This window comes from Chryseobacterium soldanellicola, assembly GCF_900100115.1.
Lineage (GTDB): Bacteria > Bacteroidota > Bacteroidia > Flavobacteriales > Weeksellaceae > Chryseobacterium > Chryseobacterium soldanellicola.
In genome coordinates, this window is the sequence record NZ_FNKL01000001.1 from 654,837 (window position 1) to 679,586 (window position 24,750).

General features: G+C 36.1%; 12 protein-coding genes. 8 read left to right on the top strand and 4 right to left on the bottom strand.

From position 1 onward, the window contains the following. Positions 1-5: 5 nt before the first annotated feature. From BLT04_RS02835 to BLT04_RS02845, 3 genes are all read right to left on the bottom strand, one after another. The gene (locus BLT04_RS02835; RefSeq protein WP_089753465.1) at positions 6-2,978 is read right to left on the bottom strand and encodes a SusC/RagA family TonB-linked outer membrane protein; all 2,973 of its coding nucleotides are present in this window, start codon (positions 2,976-2,978) and stop codon (positions 6-8) included. Positions 2,979-3,337: 359 nt separating this feature from the next. Further along, complete coding sequence (locus BLT04_RS02840; RefSeq protein ID WP_089753467.1) at positions 3,338-4,078, bottom strand: glycerophosphodiester phosphodiesterase family protein; 741 nt, start codon at positions 4,076-4,078, stop codon at positions 3,338-3,340. A 401-nt stretch (positions 4,079-4,479) separates the two neighbouring features. Beyond that, the gene (locus BLT04_RS02845; protein ID WP_089753469.1) at positions 4,480-7,584 is read right to left on the bottom strand and encodes a TonB-dependent receptor; all 3,105 of its coding nucleotides are present in this window, start codon (positions 7,582-7,584) and stop codon (positions 4,480-4,482) included. 241 nt (positions 7,585-7,825) lie between these two features. Here BLT04_RS02845 and ligA point away from each other — a divergent pair, with 241 nt between their 5' ends. The 6 genes from ligA (at position 7,826) to BLT04_RS02875 (ending at position 17,432) form a co-directional block, all read left to right on the top strand. Beyond that, on the top strand, positions 7,826-9,832 hold the full coding sequence (gene ligA, locus BLT04_RS02850; protein ID WP_089753472.1) for an NAD-dependent DNA ligase LigA: 2,007 nt from the start codon (positions 7,826-7,828) through the stop codon (positions 9,830-9,832). A gap of 112 nt (positions 9,833-9,944) precedes the next feature. Further along, positions 9,945-12,230: a DUF7619 domain-containing protein gene (locus BLT04_RS02855; protein ID WP_089753475.1), complete on the top strand. Its 2,286-nt coding sequence runs from the start codon at positions 9,945-9,947 to the stop codon at positions 12,228-12,230. Positions 12,231-12,342: 112 nt separating this feature from the next. Then, positions 12,343-12,987 (top strand): MgtC/SapB family protein, encoded by a 645-nt coding sequence (locus BLT04_RS02860; RefSeq protein WP_089753477.1) that lies wholly within the window; start codon positions 12,343-12,345, stop codon positions 12,985-12,987. Between the two features lie 154 nt (positions 12,988-13,141). Beyond that, positions 13,142-15,280: a S46 family peptidase gene (locus BLT04_RS02865; RefSeq protein WP_089753479.1), complete on the top strand. Its 2,139-nt coding sequence runs from the start codon at positions 13,142-13,144 to the stop codon at positions 15,278-15,280. An 86-nt stretch (positions 15,281-15,366) separates the two neighbouring features. After that, positions 15,367-16,356, top strand: a complete 990-nt coding sequence (locus BLT04_RS02870; RefSeq protein WP_228421892.1) for a polysaccharide deacetylase family protein — start codon at positions 15,367-15,369, stop codon at positions 16,354-16,356. Continuing rightward, positions 16,353-17,432: a GNAT family N-acetyltransferase gene (locus BLT04_RS02875; protein ID WP_089753482.1), complete on the top strand. Its 1,080-nt coding sequence runs from the start codon at positions 16,353-16,355 to the stop codon at positions 17,430-17,432. Before BLT04_RS02870 ends, BLT04_RS02875 begins: the two co-directional genes overlap by 4 nt. An 87-nt stretch (positions 17,433-17,519) precedes the next feature. Here BLT04_RS02875 and BLT04_RS02880 read toward each other — a convergent pair whose 3' ends face one another. After that, positions 17,520-20,399, bottom strand: coding sequence for a M16 family metallopeptidase (locus tag BLT04_RS02880; protein ID WP_394331104.1), 2,880 nt, complete (start codon positions 20,397-20,399; stop codon positions 17,520-17,522). A 749-nt stretch (positions 20,400-21,148) separates the two neighbouring features. Between BLT04_RS02880 and BLT04_RS02885 the strand changes: the two genes are divergently transcribed. Beyond that, entirely contained in the window at positions 21,149-22,474 is a 1,326-nt protein-coding gene (locus BLT04_RS02885) for a sigma-54-dependent transcriptional regulator (protein ID WP_089753484.1), read from the top strand. Between the two features lie 522 nt (positions 22,475-22,996). Beyond that, positions 22,997-24,691: a potassium-transporting ATPase subunit KdpA gene (gene kdpA / locus BLT04_RS02890; protein WP_089753486.1), complete on the top strand. Its 1,695-nt coding sequence runs from the start codon at positions 22,997-22,999 to the stop codon at positions 24,689-24,691. Positions 24,692-24,750 lie beyond the last annotated feature (59 nt).

The following is a 24,750-nucleotide window of genomic DNA, read 5'->3' on the forward strand; positions in this document are numbered from 1 at the left end:
AAATTTTAAAATTTAACATTAAGCTGAATTCCTACCGTTCTTGCAGTCGGTAACTGACCCATTTCGACCCCCGGCGTGATCTGATTGTCATTAAGCGTTGCAGCTTCCGGATCGAATAGTGGGAACTTCGTCCACATCCAAAGGTTTCTCCCGAATAACGCCAAAGTAAGATCTGTAATTTTAAGCTGCTGGGTAACAGTTTTCGGGAAAGAATATGAAATTCTGGCGTCTCTTAATTTAATGAAAGACGTATCGAATGTATTTGTTTCCACGTTGGCTCTTCTGTAGTAATCTGCGTAATAAGCTGACGCCAAAACTCCTTTTGTATTTGTAGAGAATGAGCCGTCAGAATTTTGTACAACCCCTTCTCCAATGATCAAACCTCCAGGGTTATCTCTTCCGATCAAGGTATGCTCAAGTTTTCCCTGTTCTGTCATCTTATGGTGAGACTGTGAATACGCCATCCCTTTGTACTGCCCGTCAAATGAGAAACTTACCGTAACATTTTTATATCTGAACTCGTTTTGAAGGCCGGCTCTCCATTTTGCGTAAGCGTTTCCGATTTTCTTCATCTGAGTTGGCTTGCCTGTTAAGCCGTCACTTCCATAAATCACTTTTCCGTCAGGAGAATACATCAGTCCGTAACCGTACATATCTCCCAGAGAACCTCCTACAACGGCATTGTAATACACTACTCCACCTACACTTCCCATGGTGTAAGGCTGCCCCTGAAACTCATCAGGAATGGAAAGGATTTTGTTTTTATTTGTAGACCAGTTGGCATTTACGCTCCAAGAGAAATTTTTATTTCTGATCGGATATGTATTTAAAGTTAATTCAAGACCTCTGTTTCTTACTTCTCCCGCATTGATTACTCGTCCGCTGTAGCCTGTTTCCCATAATGCAGGGATGGTAACAATCTGATCTTTAGAATTATTCTGATAGGCTGTAACGGTAAAATTAACTCTGTTTTTAAGGAAGCCGATATCCATACCAGCTTCCATATTGGTGATCATATTGGGTCTCAGATTCGGATTCGGATACGTTGCCGGAGATTCCACGGAGCCAGCAAAATCACTGTTGTTATAATATTTAATTAGCTGATAAGGATTTGTATCATTTCCTACTTTAGACCATGAAGCTCTTAATTTCCAGTAATTGAATTTATCAGACGTTAATTTGAAAATATCTGAAATAATAAACGATGTAGAAACCGATGGATAGAAATAAGAACGGTTTTCTTTTGGAAGCGTGCTGCTCCAGTCATTTCTTGCGGTAAGATCTAAGAAAGCAAGATTTTTATAGCTTAAAGTCGCCAAAGCATAGGCACTGTTAACCTGCTTATCGCTTGGTTTTGCGAATTTTATGATGGTTGATATCCCGTTTGGCATCGTATAAAGTCCCGGTTTTTGAAGGCCTTCTGCCAGATAATCATTCATTGTATATTCCGAATAACGGATATTTCCTCCGGCTGACGCGCTAAAATCAAAATCGTTGAATTTATTTTTATACGTAAATAATACATCATTATTCAAATCCATCAACCTGATATGCTGCTCCCTGTACATTCCCTGAAGATAGTTTGCGGAGCTCCACGGTCTTTTCTGAGTACGCAGCTCATTGGTTAATTCCATTCCTGATCTCAGCATTACGTCGAAGTTTTTAGTAATTTTATAGCTAAGATTCACGTTTCCAGTGATGAAATTTTTATCAACACCATTCAGCATTTCGTAGGCGATCAGATAAGGGTTATCAATGAATGAGCTGAACGGGTGAATCTGATCAACCTGCTCTTTTCCGGCTTTCCAGATCGGTGCATACCAAGATAAATCGACATTCGGGTTCTGGAAAATCATGAAATAAGAGATCGACTGGTTGCTGTATCCTGTCGCAGGCAAGTTGTCACTCTTTGTTTTATTATAATTGAATTTAATACCGATCTTTAATTTTTCATTTAATTTATGATCAACTGAAAAAGCGGCATTAAATCTGTCGAAACCTGTATTCGGCATCATCCATTCATTCTTTAAATACGTTAAAGATGATCTGAAAGATGTATTTTCGTTTGAAGCTTCTAAAGAGATATTGTTTGAAAACGTTGTTCCTGTCTGCCAAAAACCTTTGATATTATCTTTATAAGGCTGCCACAATTGTCTTGTTGCACTCTGGCCTTCCGTTGCTGGATCATACTGGAAATAATATTGTCCGGCGAATTTCGGTCCGAAAGCACTACTTGTTCCTCCGGTGCTTACCCCGTCCGGAGAAGCTCCGTAAGAGTAAAAGTAATTTCCGTTTGTATCTTTCTGCATGGTTCCCTGACCGTATTCATACTGATAATCAGGCCATTTCAATACGGTATCATAGCTGGAATAAGAGTTTAAGGAAATCTGAACTTTCCCATTTTTGCTCTTTCCGGATTTTGTGGTGATCATGATCGCACCGCCGGCCCCTCTTGAACCATATAAAGCGGATGCTGTAGAACCTTTCAGCACTGTGATCGATTCAATATCATCAGGGTTGATGGTGTTGATCCCGTTTCCGTAATCGATCGGTAAATCTGCTTTTGAACCGGCACCGTAAGCTGAGAAGCCTGTTCCTGTTGTATTATTATTCATCGGAACACCATCTACAACGATCAGGGCATTGTTCTGGTCGGGGTTCATGGAAATATCTCCACGTAATTTGATGATTGAGCTTCCCAAAGGCCCTGCTCCGGCGGTCTGAATTTTAAGTCCTGCAACCTTTCCTTCTAATGCCTGTGACCAGTTATTATTCTGAGTTTTCAGCAACTCATCAGACTTAATGGTTTCAGCAACGTATCCCAAAGATCTGTCCTGCCTTTTGATCCCCAAAGCCGTTACTACGACCTCGTCAATGTTCTTAATAGTGTCTTTTTTAGCTTTCTGCTGTGCCGCCAAATTGACACTTACTAATCCCAGAAGAGCTAAAACCAACAACTTTTGTGTCTCTTTACGCATATCCTTTTTTGTTTGCGCAAAATTAGAACGACATTATGATTAAGCTTTTAACATCACTTTAACGTTTATTAAATAATTATTAAACACTATATGAATTTATTATTAACAAAAATACATACGCTTTTGATTAACAACCCATTAAAACAATTAAGCAAACTTAATACAACTATTTAATATGTTTTGCATAATTTTATCGTCTTTCTCCCTTATTATTACTGAAAATATCAAATTAGGACAATATATTTCAGGTTAAAAATCAATTGTATTTAAGCTAAAATTTAACCACAAAAAAAGCCTGTCTCCCAAAGAAGACAGGCGTAAAAAAATCTCTGAATCTAATATATAAAAGTAAAAAGTAATTATTTCAGCTGATCAGGAATATTTGTCGTGATAAAATCTACCCCCTGCGCTTTTAATTCATTTGCGATTGCCACATCATTTACCGTCCAGACGTTGGTCACTAAACCTAATGCTTTTGCTTCCGAAATCCAGGTCGGGTTTTTCTGGAAAATGCTGTAGTGATAGTCGATTCCGTCTAAACCTTCTTTTTTGATCTGCTCCGGAGACAATTCTCCTTTCAGATACTGAACTTTGAATGTCGGCTCAAGTCTTTTAATTTCTTTGCAGATATTCAAGCTGAAAGAAATAAACTCACTTTGAGATTCCAGCTTCATATCTTTCACCATTTTGATGGTTTTTGCGGTCAATTCATCTTCTTTTTCCTTCGTTTTGTCTGGTTTAATCTCAACAATAAGCTTTAACGCTTTATCTTTTTTTCCTTGCTTTAAATAATCTTTTAACGTTGGAAAATCTTCACCGTTTGATAATTTCACTTTTTTCAATTCCTTGAAATCGGTTTCTGAAATTTCCATTTTTTCGTGATGCTCATCGTGATTTACCACCAAAACACCGTCTTTCGTCATTCTAACATCGAATTCAGAACCGTAAATTTTCAAATTCTGGGCATTTTCTAACGATTTGATCGAATTTTCCGTTGTTGGAGGTTGTGTCTGCCAGTAACCTCTGTGTGCTATAATTTGGGTTTGTGCGTTCATTACAATTGTGCTTAAAACTGCTAACCCTAAGATAATTTTTTTCATAATATAATGAGATAATTATTATTAAAAAGTGAATGGTCAATTTTGCTTTGCAAGTCAATTGTCAATTATAAAAATATCACTTTAAAATTGATTACAAAGTTAATTCACTATGTATTAAGGTGAATGGTCAATTTTGCTTTGCAAGTCAATTGTCAATTATAAAAATATCACTTTAAAATTGATTACAAAGTTAATTCACTATGTATTAAAGTGAATGGTCAATTTTGCTTTGCAAGTCAATTATCAATTATAAAAATATCACTTTAAAATTGATTACAAAGTTAATTCACTATGTATTAAAGTGAATGGTCAATTTTGCTTTGCAAGTCAATTGTCAATAAGATGCTTAATTAATTGGCTCTATACTAAATTCACAATTGACCATTCACATTTCACATTTTTTAGAATGAATATTTCGCTCCAATCTGAATCTGATAAGGATTTCCTGACAAAGGTTCCAAACCACTTGTATTCAAGCTGTATTTAAACTGTTTTGTCGCTGCATCGAAACCTGTAATTCTGTATAAAGCAGTATTTCCGTATGATTTGTTAACGCCCCATTCTTTGTTAAGCAAGTTAGCGAAGTTAAAAATATCAACCGAAAGCTCAAAAGCACCGATTTTTTCAAACTTGATTTTTTTCGCTACACGAATATCCCAAACTCCGTAGAATCCGTTTTTACCGGCGTTTCTTTCTGCGATTTTATTGTTGTAATCCGTGATGTAATTTTTCAATGCATCTCCCACTTCAGGATTTTCAATTAAAGTCTGTGTAAGATTTGGGAAAACATACGCCAGATCATTTGTATCAACGAAATCTCCGTTAATATTTCCTCCCGCCGTTAAAGAGAAACGTGTTCCTCCGATTCCTGAATATCTGATCCCGATTGTGAATCCTGCAATTGTCGGTGAGTTACCATACAACACGATTTTGTTACGGAACTGGTTATCAGAATATGACATTCTCAAATCTCTCGGATCACCCTGCACCATTGTTGATAAGGTCGCTGAGTTGGCTACATTTCCGTTGTATGAGGTGTTATCTTTGATGTCAGACCATGTGTAGCTTGCTGTGATTTCACCATCTCTCCAATAACGGTAACTTGTGTCGACCACGAACGAGAACTGGTTTACTTTACCATCGCTTACAAGCTCTAGAACTCTTCCGAAATTTTGGTTAATTCTTCCCGCTTTCCAGTCTAATGTTCCGTTGGCATTGATTGAGCTTAAAGGAACATAAACTCCTCTGTTTCCTTCATTGCTTAATGTAAAATATGGGTTTGACACCATGTTTCTGTCGTAATAGAAGTAATTATTTCTCCCTAAAGCCATGTAACCCGCAACTCCCGCTCTGAATCTTTCGTTAAAGAAGTGGGTATAAGAGATATTTGCCTTATAAACGATTGGGATTTTTGCATCTTCTCCTGTATAGTTAATCGTTGGAAGCTGGTATTGCGAAAGGGTAGGAACCGTTCCGTAATCATTTCTATAACTGATAAAATCCGGAGTAAGACCAATCTGGGAAGGGTTAACATCCACAGTAGCCAAATGATTTCCGTCAAACACCAAATTATTGATAACCATATAATTGTTGATATCCGAAGAGAAAATTCCGGCACCGAATTTCACGAAATCCTTATTTCCTTCATTAATATTCCAATCAAACTGGAATCTTGGCTGAATAACGAATGATTTGATCTGATTATCGGTTCTGATTCCCATTTGATCAAATAATTTCTGATTAAACTGAGCTTTAGGATATCCTCCGTAATCCAATCTTAAACCAGCCATTAAATCAAGACCTTTTACAATTTTTGTCTGCAACTGACCGTAAACTCCTACATTCCAGATATTAGACTTTACAGAAGGATCGTCCACCAAAGGAACTTCTCTGTAGAATCTGTAAGCCGTCATGTTTTCAAAATTGAAAAGATTGCTGGGGTTTGTTGCCGCTTCCCTGAAATGGAATCTACCGTTCACCTCACTTCCATATACTGATCTTGCTTTTGTGTACATCAAATCAGCACCGAAAGTATATTTGATTTTATCGGTGTTGTAATATAAGTTGTCTACAACCTGAATAACATTATTTCTGAAACCTTCCTGCCCGAAACGGTGACCTCCGATCTGAATATTCGTCCCACGGTCTTTCCCGTCGATATTAGAAAGTACATTTTCTACGATTGCCCTAGGAACAGCGTGTCCCAATTCATCATTCTGGTAACTGTCCTGCGAAGTGTATAAATATTGAGCCTTCAATTCGTTGGTCATATTAGGCTTTAAGTTTGATCTTAAAGTCAATAGCAAGCTGTTGTCCCAGTTTTTGTCGTTCCCGTAAGATTCATAGAAATTGATCGCAGTATTGTCTGCCAATCCGTTTTTATTTAAATCGTAAGTAAAGTTATTTCTTAATGTCAATAAGTTTTTGTCGTTAATCTGCCAGTCTAAACGTAAAAATCCTGTATCAGAATTTCTTACTTTGTCGAAGCTTCCGAACTGTGGCGTGTTTCCAACGCCGTATTTTGCTCTTGCGACATCTAAGAATTTATTAAGCGTTGCTGTTGTTGTATTCAATCTCAGCTCATCATCATGCGATTTGATGTCAGCAATCTGCAACGGTCTTGAATCCAACTGATGATCCCAAGCCGCAAAGAAGTGTAATTTATTTTTAATGATCGGTCCGCCCAATGAAAAACCGAACTGAGAAGTCGAGAAATCATTTTCTCTTTTATTCCCTCTGATGTCGTACGGACTCGAAAGCCAGTTTGTTCTTAAATATTCCCAGGCGCTTCCCGAAAACTTATTGGTTCCTGATTTCGTTACGGCACTTACCGTACCACCACCGCTTCTTCCCAGCGTTACATCATATTGATTGGTGGTCACTTTAAATTCACGAACTGCTTCAATTGAAATTGAGAATGGCGCACCGCTTCGGCTTGTTGTCGCTCCTGCAGAAGTTGGGTTTTTCGCTGTCATCCCGTCAATCGTGAAGTTCGTTGAAGAACCTAGCTGACCGGATAAATTTCCGTTTTTTCCACTCAAAGGAGAAAGATCGGCAAGGCTGGCGAAATTTCTTCCGTTCACAGGAAGGATTCCGATATTTTTTGCAGTGATTGCTGTTGCAGCGCCTAAGTTTCCGATTTTATTTTTAAGATTTCCGGTAACGATTACTTCTTCGATCGTTTTTTCTCCGGTACCAAGATTTACGTTTACCGTAACCTGGTCGCCGAAGTTTACGTTGTACCCTTCTTTTTTTTCGTCGTTTACAAGTACCGTATAAGGCCCTCCCAATGGGATTTCCTTAAAAATATACTCTCCTTTCGAGTTTGTTTCCGTTTCCGTTTTAAAACCCGTCGATTCGTTGACGATCGTTACTTTAACTTTTTCCTGAGCTGCATTTCCGATGCCTGTCACTTTTCCTACAATCGAAGCCTGTGTAGTTTGCGCGTATGCCATCGTTCCCATACTCAGGAATAATAAACCCAATACAATCTTTACTTTTTTCATTTCTTCAAATTAGCTGGCGCAAAGGTATTCTGACTTAATGAGACGAGTGTTTAAGGGAGTTTTAACAATTTTTCAATTAAATCATAACATGATGTTAAATCAATGTAAACATGTAATTTATTCTAATCAAAATCAATCGGTTAAAATATGTTACGTGATTTTAATTTTATTACAATATTTAATTCTCTTATTTTTTAAATGAAATTACTTTAGTTATTTTTGCTTAAAAGATAGAAAACCAATGTCCGAAAACATTCAACAAAAGATAGAACAGATTCGTGAGGAACTGCATCAGCATAATTACAATTACTATATTCTGGATGAGCCTACCATTTCAGATTTCGAATTTGATGCTCAATTAAAAGAACTTCAGGAGCTTGAAGCCCAATATCCGGAATTTCACGATGATAATTCTCCTACTTTGCGTGTTGGCGGGGCTGTGACGAAAAATTTCCCGACGATTCAGCATAAATTCAGAATGTATTCTCTCGATAATTCTTATGATTTTGATGATCTGGAAGACTGGGAAAAAAGAATCATCAAAACGATTGCTGATCCTGTAGAATTTGTTGCAGAACTGAAATACGACGGCGCTTCGATTTCTATTTTATATGAAAACGGGAAGCTGGTGCAGGCTGTGACCCGTGGAGACGGTTTTCAGGGTGATGAAATTACTGCAAATGTAAGAACCATTTCAGATATTCCTCTGACGTTGAAAGGTGATTTTCCGAATCATTTTTTTATGCGCGGGGAGATTTATTTAACCAGAAAAAATTTCGATAAGATCAATAAACTGCGTGAAGAAGAAGGTTTAGACCCTTTTATGAATCCACGGAATACGGCAAGCGGAAGCTTAAAAATGCAGGACAGCGCAGAAGTGAGAAAACGTTCTCTTTCATCCGTTTTGTATCAATATATTTCTGAGGAAATCCCTGCCGAGACCCATTGGGAACTTCTTGAAAAAGCTAAAACCTGGGGCTTCAAGACCTCTCAACAGGCAAAATTGTGTACAACTTTGGATCAGGTAAAAGAATTTATCAATTTTTGGGATGCAGAACGTCATCATTTACCTTTTGAGATTGACGGGATTGTATTAAAAGTCAATTCATTACAGCAACAAAGACAGCTTGGATATACCGCAAAATCTCCACGCTGGGCAATGGCTTATAAATTTAAAGCTGAAAAAGTGGAAACCCAATTACAAAGTGTTTCTTATCAGGTCGGAAGAACGGGCGCGATCACTCCGGTTGCCAACCTGAAACCGATCTTGCTTGCCGGAACCATCGTAAAAAGAGCGTCTTTACATAATGAAGATATTATCAAAAAACTCGATTTACATGAAAATGATTTCGTTTATGTAGAAAAAGGAGGTGAAATTATTCCTAAAATCGTTGGCGTAAATACAGAAAAAAGAACTTCCGAAAGCAAGGAAATTGAATACATCAAACATTGTCCCGAATGCGGAACAGAGCTTGTAAAAATTGTAGATCAGGCAATTCATTTTTGTCCGAATGAGCTGCATTGTCCGCCACAGGTTGTGGGAAGAATGATTCATTATGTTTCCAGAAAAGCTTTAAATATTGATAATCTGGGAAGCGAAACGATCGAGCAGCTTTACAGAGAAAGATTAATTGAAAACCCTGCCGATTTTTATGCTTTAACAAAAGAACAGCTTCTTCCGTTGGAAAGAATGGCTGAAAAATCTGCTCAAAATATCATCACGGGAATCGAAAAATCAAAAGAAATTCCGTTTGAAAAAGTTTTGTACGGAATTGGGATAAAGCACGTCGGAGAAACGGTTGCAAAGAAATTAGTTAAAAACTTCCCGACTATTGAAGACTTGAAAAACGCTTCTGAAGAAGAACTTTGCCAGGTTGAAGATATCGGAATTAAAATTGCGGTGAGCATTGTAGAATTTTTCAAAAATCCTGAAAATATTTTAATGCTGGAACGCTTAAAATCTTATGGCGTTCAGCTTGAAAAAGGAGAAAATACCAATGAAGTTTTATCCAATGTTTTAGACGGAAAAACCTTCCTTTTTACCGGGAAACTGTCATTATTCACAAGAGAAGCAGCCGAAGAAATGGTAGAAAAACACGGCGGAAAAAATATTTCTGCTGTTTCTAAAAACCTGAATTTCCTTGTTGTAGGCGAGAAAGCCGGAAGCAAACTAAAAAAAGCGCAGGACATCGGAACAATTGAAATCCTTGATGAACAGCAGTTTTTAGATCTAATTGAAAAGCAATAATCTATTGTTTAAAAATAATTACATAATGAGCCATTGAGATATCGTTTCAATGGTTTATTTTTGTGCATTCATTAATAAACGATTAAAAAAAATAACAAACTAATAAGAATTCATGAAAAAAATCTACTTAATCATGTTGATGATTTTGTTTTCTGTATTTCAGGCACAAATCGTAAATATCCCGGATCCGGTTTTAAAAGCAAAATTACTGGCAGCCAATGTCACCAACAATACCGCCCAGGATATTAATCACAATAATATAAAGATTGACCTTAATTCAAATAATGAAATTGAGGTGAGTGAAGCTTTAACGGTCTATAATTTATTTCTTGGAGCAACTCAGAACCAGACAATAAATTTAATTACCAATCTGTCCGGAGTTGAAGCATTTCAGAATTTAAAATACTTAAATGTTGATTTTAATAATCTGACCGCTGTAGATGCTACTTCCCTGCCCAATTTACAACAGCTACACGTTTCTTATAATCCGATAACCTCTTTGAATGCCAATAATTTACTTAATTTAAAGTGGCTTTGGTGCCGTTCGACCCAACTTACTTCGTTAAACATCTCTAACCTGCCCAGTTTGGAAGATTTACGTTGTAGTGGAAATCAGTTAACCTCTTTAAATCTGGCCAATAAACCAAATTTAAAAACTTTAGACTGTGACAGCAATAATTTAAGTGCTTTAAATGTAGCCGGTTTACCAAATTTAGAATATTTATATTTTGGAAATAATCCTATTTCTTCAATTGATTTAACAGGGCTTACTAAAATTAAAGGTTTTAGCTCCATGCACACTAATTTGCAGACTATTAATCTGAATGCGCAGACCAATCTGCAAGACCTTTTGGTAGGTAACACGCCTTCTTTACAATATCTTTTTATAAAAAACGGCAGTTATGAAAGCGCCACAAATTTTGAAAATATTCCTAATTTAAAATATGCCTGCATAGACAGCAACATTTTTCTGGAGAATTATTATATGCAAATTTTGTCTAATTATAATGGTAATCATTTCATTGCCAACTCATACTGTAGTTTTACACCCGGAGGAATCTTCCATACTATATTGGGAAATGTAAAATATGATTCTGACAATAATGGCTGCAGCAGCAATGATTTAAATAAGGCTTTTCAAAAATTTAATATTGTAGGAACCGGAGGTATCGGAAGCTTTATTGCGGATCATTCAGGAAATTATACATTACCCGTACAAAGTGGAACTCATACGGTTACGCCGGTTATTGAAAATCCTGCTTATTTTACTATTTCACCAACAAGCTTTACCGTAAATTTCCCGACACAAACCAGCCCGCTGACACAAAACTTCTGTCTTACAGCCAACGGAACACACAATGACCTGGAAGTTGTAATAATTCCTGTAATACTGGCTGCTCCGGGCTTTACAGGAGTATATAAAATTATCTATAAAAACAAAGGCACAACAACACAATCAGGAAATCTAGCATTCAATTATAATGATGACCTGATGAATTACACAAGCTCTACTCTTGCGCCTGCCTCTCAGTCAACAGGATCCTTAAGCTGGAATTTCACCAATCTTCTTCCATTCGAAACGAGAGAGATTTTTGCACTTTTCCTTTTAAATACTCCAACTCAGACCCCGGCTTTAAACGGAGGTGATATTCTTCATTACACGGCGCAGATTAACGGAGCAGCGGATGAGACCCCTTTAGACAATACATTTACATTACATCAAACGGTTGTCAATTCTTTTGACCCGAACGATAAAACCTGTCTTGAAGGAACTTCTATTACTCAGGCTCAAGTTGGGGATTATGTACATTACGTGATCAGATTTGAAAATACAGGAACGGCAAATGCACAGAATATTGTGGTAAAAGATGATATCGATGCTACAAAATTTGATATTTCAAGCTTAGTTCCTCTTACCGCAAGCCACAGTTTTAACACAAAAATTACAGGAAACACCGCAGAATTTATTTTTGAAAACATACAGCTTCCTTTCAATGATGCAACAAACGACGGATATGTTTCATTTAAAATTAAAACAAAATCTACCTTAAATCTTGGCGACAGCTTCAGCAATAAAGCCAATATTTATTTCGATTACAATGCTCCGATTATCACGAATAATTACACAACAACTGTTCAGAATATTCTAGGAACAACGGAAATTAATCATGATAAAACGCAGTTCAGCACTTATCCGAATCCGGCGAAAGATGTTTTATTCATTAAATCAAAAGAGAAAGTTGTAAAAGCAGAAATCTATGACGCTTCGGGAAGAATTTTAAATTCTACAAGCGTAACAGACAATTCTGTCAATGTTTCCGCACTTACAAAAGGAAATTATATCATTAAATTATTCACAAAAGATAAATCTGTAACGCAGAAATTTATTAAGAATTAATTATCAATACCTATCAATAAAAGACTGTCTTTAGGCAGTCTTTTTTGCTTTTAAAGCCATAAATCTGAAGATTTTATCGTATTTTTATCTGCATTAAGTTAAAATATAAAACATGGAATTTTTACAGGATCATTCTATCAAAAATGAACTTTTACTGATATTCATTTCCGTGCTTTTAGGGCTTTTTATCGGCACAGAACGGGAATACAGAAACAAATCTGCAGGATTACGGACATTTATCCTTGTCTGTTTCGGAGCCTGCCTTTTTACCATGCTTTCCATTAAAATCGGCGTTAATGATCAGGACCGTATTGCAGCCAATATTATTACAGGAATAGGTTTTCTGGGCGCCGGGGTTATTTTTAAAGGTGATAATAAAATTGAAGGAATTACAACCGCGACGACCATTTGGGCTACAGCATCCATCGGAATGTCAGTCGGATCGGGCTACGTTTATCTTGCCTTTTTAGGAACCCTTTTGGTATTAATAGTTTTAAGCTTTCTTACCTTTTTTGAGAAATATATTGATAAAAATCACAAAATACGTGAATATAAAATCGCCGTCACGGAAGCTAAATTCCTTCCTCACTGTGAAGATCTTTTTAAAAAGCATCAATTAAAATTTATCATTTCAAAACAACAATATACACAGGGAAATCTCGCCACAACCTGGATTCTCACAGGAAAAAACCGCAATCATGAAGCCTTGATGAAAGACCTCAGAGAAGATATTCAGATTATTGCGTATCAGTTTTAAAAAATAAATAAGTCAATTGTGAAAGGTCAATTGTCAATTATTAAAAAAACTCAGTCAAATCAGCAGGTAAAAATTCACCATTAACGATTCACAATTCACCGTTTTCATAATCAAAATCTCCCTTTTTCTTTGTAAATTGGGCAAAATTTTGATTATGACAAAAAAGATACTTCTATCTGTATTTCTTTTGCCGGCAACGATGGCTTTTGCCCAGCAGTACGGGGGAATGTGGATCCCGACAGAGCTTAATGAAAAGGAAATGAAAGACTTAGGAATGAAAATTTCCGCCAAAGATATCTTCAATCCTCAAAAACCAAGCATAAAAGATGCGGTCGTACAATTCAACGGAGGCTGTACTGCTGAAATTATTTCTCCTAAAGGATTATTGCTGACCAATCACCATTGCGGCTATGGACAGATTCAGGCACATTCTACCGTAGAAAATGACCTTTTATCAAACGGTTTCTGGGCTAAAAATATGAGCGGAGAACTTGAGAATCCGGGGGTAACCGTAGATTTTATCGTAGATATCAAAGAAGTTACGAATCAAATTTTAGAAGGAACAGACCATCTTACAGAACCTGAACTTTCAAAACAAATCGCAAAAAATACTGAAGTTTATAAAAACTCTCAGAAAACTGAGCCTTATCAGTCAATTTCCGTAAAATCAATGTATTACGGAAATAAATATTACGCTTACACAATCGAAACCTTCAAAGATATCCGTTTGGTAGGCGCACCGCCGCAAAGCATCGGGAAATTCGGTTCTGATACCGACAACTGGGTTTGGCCAAGACATACGGGAGATTTCTCGATGTTCAGAATTTATGCCGATAAAAACAACAAGCCTGCAGAATATTCAAAAGACAACGTTCCTTACGTTCCGAAGCACTATCTTCCGGTTTCCATTAAGGATAAAAACGAGAACGACTTCACTTTTGTCTTCGGATTTCCGGGAAGAACAACGGAATATCTTCCGGCAATTGCTGTTGAGAAGATCATGACGGAAATTGATCCTGCAAAAATCGCAGTTCGTGACGTTGCTTTAAAAACGTTAGACGAAAAAATGCGTGCAGACAATGCAACACGTATCAAATATGCCTCAAAATACGCTTCTGTAGCCAACTATTGGAAAAAATGGATAGGTGAAGCTGAAGGGTTGAAAAAATCAAATGCCGTTCAGAAAAAAGTAATGTATGAAGGTTCTTTAGTCTCTAAAAATCCTGAGATTAAGTCAACTATTGACCAGCTAAATAAATTATACACCGATCAGGCCCCTTTTGCTTTAAATAATGCCTATTACACGGAAGTAATCAGAAATGCGGAAACATTGAAGCTTGCCGGTGATTATTACAACTACATCGCAGCAGTAGAAGCCGGAAGAATGGATGAAAAAGAACTTGCCAAAACAAAAAGCAAACTTGCAGCATTCTACAAAGATTACAGTGGTGAACTGGATGCAAAAGTAACGGCAAAATTATTGGCTCTCTATGCCAACAAAACAGCTCCACAGTTTTTACCTGCAGGCTTTGAAAAGTATAAAAATGAAAACCAAAACATTCAAAATATAGAAGAAATTTCTAAAAATTCGATCATCTCAGGAAGATCTGAAGTGAACGGAACTTCTTTGAACAAAGACATTGACAAAGCATTTTCTAATCAGGATAAATTGATCAAAACATTGAAAAAAGATCCTGTTTATCAGCTTTATGTTGCCATGAGAGATACTTACATGGCAAAAGCGGACCCTCAGTTTACTTCGATGCAGGCAAAAATTGATGGTTTGCAAAAAACGTTCATGGCTCAGCAAATGTCAACGGATAAAGACAGAAAATTTTTCCCGGATGCCAATTCCACGCTTCGTGTAACCTATGGAAAAGTGAAAGGTTCTTCACCAAGAGATGCCGTTTCTTACGATTATCAGACGCATTTGGCAGGGGTAATGGAAAAATATATTCCGGGAGATTACGAGTTTGACGTTCCTAAGAAGCTGATTGATCTTTACTCTAAAAAAGATTTTGGAAATTATAAAGATAAAACCGGCGATGTACCTGTAGGATTTACGGCAACCAACCACACAACGGGCGGAAATTCAGGAAGTCCGGCTTTGGATGCCAACGGAAATCTTGTGGGATTAAACTTCGACAGACAATGGGAAGGTACAATGAGCGATATCAATTATGATCCCCGTTTCAGCCGAAATATTATGGTTGACACAAAATATATCCTTTTTATCATCGATAAATTTGCCGATTCAAAATGGCTGATCGATGAAATGAAAGTTGTAAAGTAATTTTTAACCATAAAATCTTAAAAATCTATTTAAATTTGCCTTTTCCGGTTTAATTTAAGTAGATTTTTTTTATTAATAACAACGTAATGATCAAAGACAGAATCATCAATTTTTTAGCGAATTTTGAAAAGGAAAATTTTAATGAAACTTTCCCTTTAGATTATTGTCTTCCTGTTTATCATTGCGTTTCTGATGAAAATCTTACACATCTTAATCACATCATACAATATAAAAATGTAAAGCAGTTTGAAGCAGATATAGATTTTTTTTCAAAGTATTTTCAGTTTGTAACTTGGGATGAATTTAAAGATTTCGTAAAAGGTAATTTCAAGCCTAAAAAAAAGATCGCTTTACTTACTTTTGATGATGGCTTCAGGGAATTTTATGATGTTGTAGTTCCTATTTTAGAAAGAAAAGGGATTTATGCCGTCAACTTTATCAATCCTGCTTTTATTGACAACCAGGACTTGATGTTTCGTTGTAAAGCAAGTTTAATTATTAATGAAATTGAGAAAAATAAAATTATTAATCCTGAGATTTACAACATTTTATCATCAAAAGAAAATCTTAAACAGCAAATTTTAAAAATCAGCTATTCAAAAAAAGAACTTCTTGATCATCTTGCTGACATACTTGAAATCAACTTTAATTCGTTTTTAAACGAACAAAAACCATATTTAAGCTTCGATCAATTAAATATTTTAACTCAGAAAGGATTCGGGATTTCATCTCACAGCTGGGATCATCCTTTGTATAACGAATTGACTTTAAGCCAAAAACTCGAGACCACACAAAAAACATTTGATTATTTGAAGGAAAATAATTTTTTATATGATAGTTTTGCTTTTCCGTTTACAGATTTTGGCGTTGAAAAAAAATTCTTTGATGAATTATTTAAAAACCAGGATATGTTTTGCACTTTTGGCAGCGCAGGAATCAAATTAGACAGCATTGAAAAAAACTTTCAAAGAATCCCGATGGAAACTGGTGAAAATGCGGAATTAATATTAAAAAAAGAAATCGCTTATTTCAATTTGAAGAAAATTTTTAACAAAAACACCATTTTAAGAAAATGATACATCTTAAAACATTAGATAAAAAAGGTCTTGAAGAATTTGTATCATCCGGTGATTTCGAAAAGCATGATTTTCTGCCTATTACAAAGCACAGGGCAATTTCCCAGATTAAAAATCCAAAGGCAAATGATGATCAAACGTTGCTTTTTCTTGCTTTTGATGATGAAAAATTAGCCGGATATTTAGGATGTTTTCCCGATAATTTTAAAATTGACGGAAAAATATTCAATTACGCGTGGTTAAGCACTTTGTACGTGAGCAATGAATTTCGTGGAAAAAGGATTGCACAAACGCTGTTAAATAAAGCATTTGAAGATTATAACGAAAATATTGCCATCACAGAATTCACCAAAGAAGCAGAAAATTTATACAATAAAACCGGGGTATTTGAATATATCCAGCCCAAAATCGGGAAAAGATATTATTTCAGGACAGATTTTAAAACTTTAATTCCGTCAAAAAAAACTTCAACAAAAAATTTTAAACCAATTTTTAGTGTTTTAGATCAAATTATCAATTCTTTTATTTCCGTTAAAAACAGCTTTATCAAAAAACCTGATTTTAAGTTTGAAATTATTGATACAATTGATTCCGAAAGTGCCAATTTTATTTCAAAATTCCACAGCAACAGAAATGCGGGAGAAATTAATTGGTTAATAGAAAATCCTTGGGTTTTGGAAAGTAAAAAGGAGAATAAAAATTACCTTTTCTCAAGTTTTGCAGAAGAATTTAAATATTTCTGGATTAAAATTTATAATAAAAATAATAATTTAATTACCTGTTCTCTCCTACTTTTAAGAGACGGACATTTGAAGGTTTCGTATTTATTTTCAAATGAAGATTTAGATAAATTTGTCAACTTTTTAAATTATTTCATAGTAAAAAATAAAGTTAAAATGCTGACCAGCTATCAGACTAAATTGAATCAAAAAATAAATTCAACGAAAAAATTTCCTAAAATCTATCAAAAAAATTTCGAGAGAAGGTATTTATTCCACAAAGAATTGATTCACCATCTTCCACCGAATTTCAATCCTGATTATCAGGATGGTGACGGGGATTGCGTTATGACATAGAAAAAAGAGACTTTTTAGAAGTCTCTTTTTGTAAAATTTATTTGTATCATCCTGACTGTTGTTAAGTCGCCACTTCGTGGCTTCCATTTAATGTCCGAAAATATCTTTTAAACTCAATTCCGAGAAGGTTCCCATTTGATTGACAGCTTCCTTATTGAGGTTTTCTTTTTTACCGATAATGGCTGTATTAAAGTGTAAAGGTTTAATTTCTGTCTGATAAAACTGCTTGATATCTTCAAAAGTTAAATTTTGAATCTGCTCATAAATATTTTTCCTAAAATCGTGATGAATGTTTAATTTTTTCAACCTTAATGTATTAAAGAAAATATTCGTTCTGGTGATTCTTGTGGAAGCAATTTGTTTTAAGGCGGCATTTTTTGCATTTTCAAACTGAGTTGGCACTTCAGGAAGCTCATTCATCAGCTCATCCATTGTATCGACGGCAATTTGAAGCTTGTCCGGCTGTGTTCCGATATAGGTCGTAACATAATCAGGATGAGAAAGTTCCGAATTTGCAGCATAAGAAACATACGCCGAATACGCTAAACTTTTACTCTCACGGATTTCCTGAAAAACAATTGAGGACAATCCTCTCCCGAAATATTCATTAAAAACATTGATCTTTCCGAAGTTGGCGGTATTTACGTCATGACCTCTTCCGATCTTACTCATTTCCATCTGCACCATATCGTAATTGATAAAATACACATTTCCTTTGGTTTCGGGTTCCGGATATTGCTTTGGTTCAGGAACTTGGAGGCTTTCCGTTTCGACATATTTGTCAATATATCCTTTAAAATTTTCAAAATCTTTCCCGTAGAAAAATATCTGATAGTTGTATTTAAACAGCTTTTTCATCCTGTCTGTAAACGCCTCGACATTGCTGTTTTCAAGCTCTTCTTTTGAAATAATATCCGTAAAACGGGAAAATTCACCAAGCTTTGTATAATTGGTCAAAGCAGTCATGATACGGTTTTTATCTTTTTTGGTAGCTTCACGATTTTCCAGGACCGTTTCTACAAACTGCCTGTAAATTTCCTGGTCGGGCTTCACCTTATACATCCAGTGTTGAAGCAGCTGTATGCCTTCTTCAATGTTTTCTTCCAAGCCATTTAAGGAGATTATAAGCTGGTCGTTATTTGTTTTAAAATCATTGCTAATTCCGATTTTAAAGAACTCTTTTTTCAGATCTTCGGGTGAAAATTTTTCCGTTCCCAAATACTGTAAAATCTGCGTAGAAATGCCCAATTCCCGGTCATTATCGCTTCCAAAAGGAAAAATAAAATGTATCTGCGCGATATCGTTGTATTTATTTTTAACGAAGCTCAGCTTTTTGTCTTTAATCTGCGCTGTTTTTATTTCTTTCTGATAATCAATAAATTCAGGTTGAATATCTTCCGTTTTTTCCGCTAAAATCTGCTTTAAAAATTCAGATTGCGACTCACGATTGATTTTCACGGGTGTAATTCCCGGGTTTTCAACTCTTACTAATTTGTCGTTAATTCCTTTTTCCTTGTAAACAATTACGTAATTGTCTTTGAAAAATTCATTGGCAAATTCTACAACATCTTCTTTTGTAAATCCGGCATATTCGTCCATTTCATTCAATTCCTGTTCCCAGGTTCTGCCTTTAATGTACGTGTCATAAAGGTTTGTAGCTAATCCGTCTGCAGTTTCAAGCCCTTTCATTCTCTGAATTTTAAAATCATTGATGATCGCGGGAAGCATCCAATCCGGAAACTCGCCTTTTTTCAATAATTCAATTTGTTCCAAAACCATTTCCTTGGCTTCATCCAGTGTTTGAGTTTCTTTCGGAACAGCAACAATCGAAAAATAACCGTATTCTTTTAAACCAACTGAAAAAGCCTGTCCCCAAAGCAGTTTTTGCGTCTGATTGATATTTAAATCCAACAATCCTGCTTCTCCTCTGTTGCTTAAAACATTCACGACAATATCCGCCAGCATGGCTTCCCTTGTTCCATAACTTTCTGTGCGCCAGGCAAGCTGAACTCTCGGCGTAGTCGGGCTTTTCACGGTTCTTTTTACAATCCCGGCGATCGGTTTTTCTACAATCGGAGTTTTCTTTGGAAGCTCTTTATAAGGAATTGTACCAAAATATTGATCCAAAAGCTTTATCGTTTCTTCAAAATCAAGATCTCCCACCAAAACCATAGCGTAATTATTAGGAACATAATATTCATCAAAATATTTGTGAATCGCCTTCATAGAAGGATTTTTCAGATGTTCAGGATTTCCCAGAGTTGTCTGCTGGCCGTTCGGATGCGTTGGAAAAAGAGCATCCATCAGCTCATAATTCACCAATCTCGTGTCATTATCCTGGGCTCTGTTGAATTCTTCATAAACCGACTCCAATTCTGTATGAAAAAGGCGTAAAACCATTTCTGAAAACCTTTCTTTTTCGATTTTCAGCCATTTTTCAAGTTCGTTATTTGGAATATTATTTTTATAAACCGTTTCATCAAACCATGTATGTGCGTTTGTTCCAGTTGCACCTAATGAAGAAATCGCCTTATCATATTCATTGGCAATGGCATACTGACTTGCTTCCTGGGAAACTTCATCTATTTTTCTGTAAATTTCTTTCTTTTTTTCAGCGTTATTTTCTGCTTTATGCTGCTCGTATAAATCTGAAATCTGGTCTAATAACTCTTTTTCTTTCTGCCAGTTTTGTGTTCCTATTTTCGATGTTCCTTTAAACATCATATGTTCAAGATAATGCGCCAAACCTGTATTATCAGAAGGATCGTTATTGCTTCCAGTTCTCACGGGAATGTACGTCTGAATTCTCGGGGCATCAAAATTCTGGGCAAGAAAAACCTTTAAGCCATTTTTTAAAGTATAAATTCTTACTTTATTCTCGTCATTGGAAATTGTGATATATTCGTAGTTGTTTTTATCTGTATGAACCGTCTCCTTATATCTTTTGTCAATCATATGTAAATTCATTTTCATTCTTTAAAATCAGAATGCCTTACAAATGTAAGGAATCAAAAAGTAACCATTTATAATTTTCTTACTATTCCATCTATTGTGGTAATTGTTGAATGATAAAAAGGGATAAAAGCTTGTAAAATTATTTTATTTTTTTTGGAGCAATTTCCCGCTATCCACTCATACTCCTCGCGCCAACGCGCTCCAACACCAAACCCTAAAACCCTCCCACTCCTGGCTGCGGGGTAACCGTTCCTATCGGGGCTAGGAAATGAATTGTGAATATATATGAAGCTGGGAAAATTGACTGCTGACAATTCACGTTTAAAATTCACACTTTAAAACCACCCCATCAAAAATTCCAAAGAATTTTCGTCACCTCCCCAGACTGAAGATCTGCGAACGTAATTCAAAAGCAGCGAAGCAATCTCAAGATTCGATCAGCATTACACTTCACACTCAGCTTGTCATCCTGAAAGGATCTAAACTAAGTGACGCACTCCAAATAAAATAATTCAATGAGATTGCTTCGTCGCTTCGCTCCTCGCAATGACAAATAATAATGATGACGACAAATACCCTAGCCCAGATTGCAGTGGAAATCCTTTTTTGAAAAAAAAGATTGCAACGTAAAGCTGGAAGAAGCTCTAAAAAATATAAATAATAAATAACCCGGTGATGAATGATCATTGCTTATTCGCTTATTTTCCTTTTTTACCAAATAAATTCGATAAGTTTGCAGTAGTTTTCCAAAAATTACAATCATGTCCGGAAACATTCTGATCATCGATGACGAGATCAAGCTCCTAAAACTGTTAGGAATGATCCTTTCCCAAGAAAATTTTAACGTAAAAGAAGCTTCCACAGCACGTTCTGCGATGACGATGCTCGAACAATACGATTTTGATGTCGTGCTGAGTGATGTCCGGCTTCCCGATGCCTTCGGAGTTGATCTCGTGAAATCTATTAAAGCAAAATATCCTCATCTGGAAATCATTCTGATGACCGCTTTTGGAAATATTACTGATGCTGTTCAGGCAATGAAAAACGGAACTTACGATTATTTAGTAAAAGGGGACGATAACGAGAAAATTATTCCGTTGGTGTATAAAGCATTGGAAAAATCAAAGGACAACAAATTTAAGATCGTTCAAAAAAGCAGTGACCAAAAGGGATTCGACAGAATTATAGGAAATTCTCCACTAATTCTTCAGGCTAAAAAACTGGCGGAAAAAGTTGCCCTGACCGATGCAACCGTCCTTCTGACAGGAGAAACAGGAACGGGAAAAGAGGTTTTTGCCAACGCTATTCACGAAGGAAGCGACCGAAAAAAAAACAGCTTTGTCGCCATCAATTGTTCCGCATTCAGCAAAGAAATCCTGGAAAGCGAGCTTTTCGGGCATAAAGCAGGATCTTTCACTGGTGCTGTAAAAGACAAAAAAGGTCTTATCGAAGAAGCCAACGGCGGAACTTTATTTTTGGACGAAATCGGCGAAATGCCCATCGAACTTCAGGCAAAATTACTTCGTGTTTTGGAAACGAAAGAATTCATCAAAATGGGGGAAACGAAAGTCTCAAAGTCCGATTTCAGGCTGATTGCTGCCACCAACAGAAATTTAGAAGATGAAATAAAACAGGGAAATTTCCGGGAAGATCTGTATTTCAGATTAAATGTTTTTGAAATTACTCTTCCTGCCCTTCGTGAGCGAAAAGATGATTTAAAAGCTCTGGCTAAAAATTTCATCAGTGTTTTTTCACAGAAACTTCATTTAACGGCAGTCCATGTTGACCCTGATTACTACAAAATCTTAGAAAAAAATGACTGGAAAGGGAATATTCGCGAATTAAGAAATACGATCGAAAGAAGTCTGATCTTAATGAATGACAACATTTTAAATGCAGAAAGCCTTCCCCATTATTCTGAAAAAAATACTACAGAAAAAGATTCTTTTAGTATAAAATCCTTAGAGAAAGAACACATTTTAAAGGTCCTGCAATACACAAAAGGAAATAAAGCGGAAGCCGCAAGACTGCTGGAAATCGGCATAGCAACACTATATCGTAAACTGGAAGAGTACGAACTAAGATGAGTGTAAGGGTTTGAGGGTTTGAGAATTTTAGTGTTTAAGAGTTTGAAAACTTTTACGTTAAAATCTGCTTACAATCTAAAGCACCTTATCATTATAATAACGAGCCTATCAAAATGATAGGCTTTTTTGTTTTGTGGTACTACCTCGAAATCCCGCAACACATTACCAGCAAAGCATTTACCTCGCATTTAGACAAAACGGTTCTTCTTTTGGCATTATGGATATAAATAAAATATTCTAAAAATGACAATTTCAAGAAAAACGTTCAAAAAACCTGAGCACTCAACATTGAGTTTGCTGATGGTTTCATATGTAGTCTTCACCATTCTAACATTAATTGCAGCGATATGATACTGACCACTTTATGTTTATTGTGTATTCTCATGTTTTTGTTACTGTACAAATCCGTTGAATTTTTTGATAAAATATAAAATTATGTGGAGTTTATTTATCCTTTCGATACTGGCTTTTGGGTACATCTGCTATGTTTTAACGAAACCTGAAAAATTTTAACCAAAAATCATGAATACAGAAATTCTAGGCATCGTAGCGATGTTCGCGATCACTTTAGTAATTGGTATTTTCTTAGGAAAGTATATTGCTAATGTGTACGGCTACAAAAAAACTTTTTTAGATAAAATTTTTCAGCCGATTGAAAATTTGATTTATAAAATTTCAGGCATTAATCCGGAGAAACAAATGACATGGAAACAGAATATGTTCGCCATGCTGACTATAAATTTTGTTTGGCTTATTTTCGGATTTTTTATCTTATTAAATCAATCATGGCTTCCTTTGAATCCGGACGGAAATCCGAATATGTCGCCCGATCTGGCTTTTAATACGGCAATTTCTTTCCTGGTTAACTGTAATTTACAGCATTATTCGGGAGAAACGGGAGTCAGTTATTTGAGTCAGTTATACTTAATGTTCTTGCAATTTGTAACGGCCGCAACCGGAATGGCTGCCATGGCGGTACTTTTTAAAGCATTTAAAGAAAAAACGACTACGGAATTAGGGAATTTCTATGATTTTTTCACCAAATCAATGATCAGAATATTAATCCCGATCAGCATTGTGGTAGCTTTTATCCTTTCAGCCAACGGAACCCCGATGACATTTGAAGGAAAAGACCACATCACAACGTTGGAAGGTCAGAAAGCAGATGTTTCCAGAGGTCCGGCGGCAGCTTTTGTCGCGATTAAACATCTGGGAACAAACGGCGGTGGATTTTTCGGCACAAATTCGGCACATCCGCTCGAAAATCCTAATTATCTGACGAATATGACCGAAATGGTGACTCAGATGATCATTCCTTTTGCATTGATTTTTGCTTTAGGATTTTATTTAAAGAAAAGAAAACTTTCATGGACAATTTTCACCGTTATGACAATTGGTTTTCTGGCATTGACTGTTCCGACGATTATTAATGAAACGAATGGAAATCCTTTAATAACCCAAATGGGAACCGACAATCATCTCGGTGCTATGGAAGGTAAGGAAATCCGTTTCGGAAGCGCGGCTTCAGCGTATTGGAGTATTGCAACGACCGTTATTTCAACAGGTTCTGTCAATTCGATGCACGACAGTATGATGCCGCTTTCGGGAATGAATCAAATGCTCGCGATGATGATTAACTGTTTTTATGGCGGATGTGGAGTCGGTGTTCTGAATTATTTCATTTTCATCATTCTTGCTGTATTTATCAGTGGTCTGATGGTGGGAAGAACCCCTGAATTCATGGGTAAAAAGATTGAAGCCAAAGAAATGAAAATTGCGATGATCGTTGCATTATTCCACCCTTTTTTAATCCTTGTCGGAACCGCTTTAACCGCTTATTTTCCGGAATTTGGAGCAAAAACATTAAATAATCCAAGCTTTCACGGATTCAGTGAAATATTGTATGAATTTACTTCTTCATCAGCCAATAACGGTTCAGGATTCGAAGGATTGGGCGACAACACCCCATGGTGGAATATCTCAACAGGAATTGTCCTTTTATTTTCAAGATTTATCCCAATTATTGGTCCGATCGCAATTGCAGGATGTTTAGCACAGAAAAAATACATTCCGGAAAGTTCAGGAACCTTGAAAACGGATACCGCAACCTTTGGCTTTATGACGTTAGCCGTTATTCTTCTGATCGCCGCGCTGTCTTTCTTCCCTGCGCTTACTTTGGGACCTATAGCAGAACAACTAAAATACTTTGGTAATTAAGAGATTAAAAAGATTGAGAAATTTAGAAATTACTTCATGTCTATTCTTTCGAAGTCATT